A 4,229-nucleotide genomic window follows, 5' to 3' on the forward strand; every position below is an offset into this window, starting at 1 on the left:
CCTCAGAGGTGGTCGCGCTCTGGGCGAAGACGCTGCCCGCCGTTCCAACCGCCAAAAGGGCCGCGCCGCCCAGGATGACCGAGCGCCGGCGCAGGGCCGCGCCGCGAAGAAACAGGCGGTTCGTGTCGTTCGGGTTGGTCATGGTCGGAACTCGGCCCTTTGCGAAAGAAGCCCCACGGCTTCGCCGAGCCCGAACTAGCGTAGCGAATGTGGCAAATCCAACATTCCCACCGCGCAAAGCGACGCAATTCGCGGTGAAAAGAGCCCTAGCGACCGTTTCTTTCGCGATCCGCGGCGTTGCGACCGAGAATCGCCTCGCCGAAACGCTCGAGAGCCGAGCGCAGGCGCGGGCTTTCGATTCGGGCCGTGGCCTCGGCGATCGTGCGCTGGTCGCGCGGGGTCAACGGCTTCACGGGGATCTTTCGGTTAATCCGGTGATGCTCCACGGGCTTCTGGACGATCTTCAATCGCGCGACGGCGGGGTAGCCGAAATAGCCGTTCACCCGGGCGATCAGCTCGTGCGACTCGTGCTGCAGGCGCAGGACGAACGCCCCTTCGCAGGCCACCACCAGCGTCGCGCCCTGGAACGGATCGTCCTCGCTGCGCCGGGCCGGCCAGAGCAGCTTTTCCGGACGGCACCCCTGCTCCAGTCGCAGGCCCGCGATCTCCGGCCAGGCCGAAAGGAGCCCCGAGGTCATGCCCGCCTTCTTGGAAACGATCGGGTCCACCAGATCGGCCACGAGATCGCTCAAGGGGCGCGGGCCGCGCGGCCGCTTCTTGCTCTCGCCGCTGCCCTTCTCGCCTGGGCCCTTGTCACTCTGGCCCTTGTCGTCGCTCATCGCATGGTCCGCTTCTCGATCCGACTGGACAACGTGGGTTTCCGCCCGATCGCCGCCAGCAGGGTTCCCATCGTGCCGAACAACGCGATCAGGGTCCACTCGTTCAGAAGCACGCCGTGAAACGAGCCGAAGGTGAAGAGGAAACCGACCAGAAGCAGCGCGGCTTCCCGCGACGGTCGATCCCGGGTGCCGCGAAAGACGGTGGCGAGAAAGGCCGCGAAGACCGACAGGAGAAGGGCCAGTCCGATCATGCCGCTCGATATAGCCTCGTCCAGAAACAGATTGTGGAGATGCTGGTAGTAGGTGACCATGTAGCCGTTCGCGCCGGCCTTCTCGCCCGCCGCCGCCATTTTGGACGTTCCGCCGACGCCCAGCAGCGGGTGCTCGCCGATCACCGCCAGCGCCGAGCGCCACATGACGATGCGCACATCCACCGAGCCGGTCACCTTGCCGGTCTCCTCGAAGGAGCGCATCTCGGTAACGCCGCTCTCGAACCGATCGCTGACGATCAGCCCGGCGGGATAGCTGAGCAGCGCGAGGCCGACCAGAGCCAACGCCACGACACGCTTCGACGGCCTGCCAAAACCCCGACCGAACAGGCGAAGGAGATCGACCAGGGCGGCGAGGCCGACGATCAGGAAGGCGGCGCGCGTCCCCGAAAGCAGGATCGGCACGGCGGAGAGATAGGTCCAGCCCGCGCCATTCGGCAGCCAGCGCCAGGGCCGGCACGCAGGAAGCCGCGCCGCGACGCCGACGACGCCGGCGACGAACGCAAACAGCGCCTCGTTGGCGCCGAGCCCGACGCGCCCGTCCGACAGGAGATAGTCGATAGGCGCTGCGACGAGCAGCAGGACAAGCCCCAGGCGCGCGCCGGTCGCCAGCGCATCAAGCGGGCGTGGCACGAGGCAGAGCCCGACCGGCAGGAACACCATGGCGAACTCGATCGCGGCATAGGACAGGACGCGATTGCCCGAGACCGGCTCCCCTCGCACGAGGCTGAGGCCGATCTGCCAGAGCGCCCAGGCCAACAGAAGCGCGCTGAACGCCTTGGGCGCTTGGCGAGAGACCCGGTGGCGGATCGCAACCAGATAGAGGCCGCACGCGGCGAAAAACAGAAAGGCGACCTTGCCCGCGCCCAACATCAGCGCGAGCGAGAGAATGCCCGCGCCGAGGATCAAAGGGTCGATCCGTCGTCGGACGAGGAGCATGCGGCGAACGGAGATCATGCGGGCGTCCTCGGCAGGCGCGCGGTGCGCCCGATGCGGCGGGCGAGATCGCCGGCGCGAAACAGAAGCGTCGGCCAGCGGCGCCAGACCGGCAGTTTCATCGCGCCGTAGCGGCGGGTCTCGCGCGTCAGGCTGGTCTTCGACAGAGCGCCGAAGCCGACGAGATCGGGCCAGATGTCAAGCGTGCGGCAGCCCGTCGCCCAGCCGCGCTCCAGCGCGACATCGAAGGGAAGCTGCATGGGAACGAGCGCGTCGGCCAGCCGCCCGGCCGCCTCGCGTCGCACGATATAGGCGGCAGCGCTTCCGGTCGGACCGAAGTAGGTGGCGAAGAGTTGCCGACCTTGCGCAAGGTTGCGGATCGCCTTGCGGCGAACCCGGCGATGATGGGCGAAGCGCACCACGTCCCAGTCGTCGGCCTCGCTCAGCGATTGGAGAACGGGCAGGAGCTCGGGCAGCGGGCGCACGTCGTCCTCGAACACGACGCCGGACTCCGCCTCCCCGGCGGCGATGCGGCGCAGTGCCGCGACATGGCTGACATAGCAGCCATATTCGCCCGGCATCGGCCGCTTTCCGTGGCGGCGCAGGAAGCCCGCCCGGTCCAGCGCATCCTGGTCGGCCTCGGGGACAGTCTTTCCATCCACGGCCGGGACCCGTATCAGGTCGATGCCCAGCGCGGCGGCTTCCGCCCGAACGGCTTCAAGGCGCTCGCGGGACCGATCCAGGTTGATGACGAAGAAATCGATCTTCAAACACAAATCCCATTCGGCGGCGGCCTCGGAGACCGTCTTTATCGGGCAGGTGGTCGCGTCGGATGGACGGCCCCATGCCCGAAGTCAAGCGAAGCACGCGGCATGAGCGCGGCGCTTCCCGTCTCCGAGCGGCTTCTCGCCTGGTATGATCGCCACGCCCGCACCCTGCCCTGGCGCGTTTCGCCGGCGGACCGGGCACGCGGCGTCCGGCCCGAGCCCTATCGCGTCTGGCTGTCGGAGGTCATGCTTCAGCAGACCACGGTCGCGGCCGTGAAAAACTATTTCGCCGCCTTCACCGAGCGTTGGCCGACGGTCCAGGCGCTGGCGGGAGCGGAGGACGAGGCGGTGATGTCGGCCTGGGCCGGGCTCGGCTACTACGCCCGCGCCCGAAACCTTTTGGCCTGCGCCCGCGAGGTGACGCTCCGGCGCAACGGCCGCTTTCCCGACACCGCCGCAGGCTTGAGCGAATTGCCAGGGATCGGCGACTACACCTCCGCCGCGATCGCCGCGATTGCGTTCGACGAGCCGGCCCCGGTGGTGGACGGCAATATCGAGCGGGTGACGAGCCGTCTCCATGCGATCGAGACGCCCCTGCCCGCGTCGAGAAAGCTGATCCGCGTGCATGTGGCCGCCATGACGCCTTCGAGGCGCGCGGGAGATTTCGCGCAGGCGATGATGGATCTCGGCGCCACGATCTGCACGCCGCGTTCGCCCTCCTGCATTCTCTGCCCGATCGGCGAGGACTGCGAGGCGCGGATCGAAAGGCGGCAGGAGGAGTTCCCGAAAAAGGCGGCCAAGAAGCCCAAGCGCTCCCGGCGCGGGGCGGCCTTCGTGGCGAGACGGCGCGGCGACGGCGCCGTTCTCCTGCGTCGGCGGCCGAGTTCGGGCATGCTCGGCGGCATGGCAGAACCCTTCACCACAGACTGGAGCGCCAAGGCCGACGGCGCGACGGGCCGCGATGCCGCGCCCTTCGCGGCGGACTGGACGCTCGCTGGCGAAGTCGCCCACGGCTTCACGCATTTCGACCTCGCGTTGGAGGTCTGGCAAGCAACCGTGGAAGAAGCTCCGCCTGAGTTCGGCACCTGGATAACGATCGATCGGCTGGACGAGGCCGGCCTGCCGACGCTGATGCGCAAGGCCGTGGAGATTGCGGTCAGCGGCGCTCCGGTTCGGAAGCCACGCTGATCGCAGGGCTGAGAGCGCCTAACAAAACCTCTGGGTGGAGGATGGTTGAGGGGTTTTCGTTGGGGGCAACGAGCGAGGCGCAGTCGATGCCGGCGGCAGGGCCAAGCATTTGCGACGAAGTCCACAGCGGAAAGACTAAGCCCAGCCGACCCCGGAAGGATTTGTCCCGAGTTCTAGAATCCTACAGCCCCGCCTTGGCCATGGCGTCGCGCACGGTCTGTCTGAGCGCG

Annotated in this window: 4 protein-coding genes; 1 reads left to right on the forward strand and 3 read right to left on the reverse strand. The window is 68.0% G+C overall.

Features of this window, described 5'->3' with window-relative positions; translation table 11 throughout:
- Nucleotides 1–266 precede the first annotated feature (266 nt).
- The 3 genes from AUL32_RS17125 to AUL32_RS17135 are packed head-to-tail and all read right to left on the reverse strand — an operon-like array spanning nucleotide 267 to nucleotide 2,814.
- Nucleotides 267–839: a DUF721 domain-containing protein gene (locus tag AUL32_RS17125; RefSeq protein WP_062117513.1), complete on the reverse strand. Its 573-nt coding sequence runs from the start codon at nucleotides 837–839 to the stop codon at nucleotides 267–269.
- Nucleotides 836–2,065, reverse strand: a complete 1,230-nt coding sequence (locus AUL32_RS17130) for an O-antigen ligase family protein (protein WP_062117528.1) — start codon at nucleotides 2,063–2,065, stop codon at nucleotides 836–838. Before AUL32_RS17130 ends, AUL32_RS17125 begins: the two co-directional genes overlap by 4 nt.
- Nucleotides 2,062–2,814: a glycosyltransferase family 25 protein gene (locus AUL32_RS17135; RefSeq protein ID WP_062117531.1), complete on the reverse strand. Its 753-nt coding sequence runs from the start codon at nucleotides 2,812–2,814 to the stop codon at nucleotides 2,062–2,064. The genes AUL32_RS17130 and AUL32_RS17135 overlap by 4 nt, the downstream gene beginning before the upstream one ends.
- A gap of 102 nt (nucleotides 2,815–2,916) precedes the next feature.
- Between AUL32_RS17135 and mutY the strand changes: the two genes are divergently transcribed.
- On the forward strand, nucleotides 2,917–3,999 hold the full coding sequence (gene mutY / locus AUL32_RS17140) for an A/G-specific adenine glycosylase (protein WP_062117534.1): 1,083 nt from the start codon (nucleotides 2,917–2,919) through the stop codon (nucleotides 3,997–3,999).
- Nucleotides 4,000–4,229: the final 230 nt, after the last annotated feature.

The sequence above is a fragment of the Aureimonas sp. AU40 genome (assembly GCF_001463785.1).
Lineage (GTDB): Bacteria > Pseudomonadota > Alphaproteobacteria > Rhizobiales > Rhizobiaceae > Aureimonas.